The organism is Vibrio sp. 704 (assembly GCF_033339295.1).
Genome location: NZ_JAWOUH010000642.1, coordinates 1 through 617, shown reverse-complemented (window position 1 = coordinate 617; position 617 = coordinate 1). Strand labels below are relative to the sequence as shown.

General features: G+C 44.2%; 1 pseudogene. It reads left to right on the top strand.

Going from position 1 to position 617, the window contains the following annotated elements:
* Positions 1-617: pseudogene (locus tag R7R24_RS28260) on the top strand (alpha-amylase); the annotation flags it as partial.

Genomic DNA, 617 nt, shown 5'->3' with positions numbered 1-617 from the left:
CCTCGTCAGGACGTGTTAGATCAATACCGACAAGACGAACAGAAATACCAGTCTCTGAAGCTTTTCGGCGATTTATCCAAACCGCTATTTAGTGAAGAAGATTTTGTTGAAGCGTTTGGTATCAAAGACTGGAAAGATAAATGGCAGGTCCAAAATGGCCGAATTACAGGTGGGCCAACTGATCCTGGTTTACCAACCCTTCGCGTTTGTGAACATGTTGTCGAGCAGCAGCGAGCTTACCTAAAAGCATTGAAAGCGATAGGTGTGAAAGGCTTCCGTATTGATGCCGCGAAGCACATGACGCTTGAACACCTAAAACGCGTATGGACAGACGACATAACCCAAGATGTGCACATTTTTGGGGAAATCATTACCGATGGCGGTGCAACAGAAGAAGAGTATCAACTGTTTCTTGAGCCGTATTTACAAGAAACCCGTTTAGGTGCGTATGATTTCCCGCTGTTTTCGACCATCTTTAAAGCATTTTCAAAAAAAGGCAGTTTCAAGTCTCTGATTGACCCTTACTGTTTTGGCCAAGCGCTTTCAAACGGTCGAGCCATCACTTTTGTTGTGACGCATGATATTCCCAACAACGACGTCTTTCTCGACTTGATAAT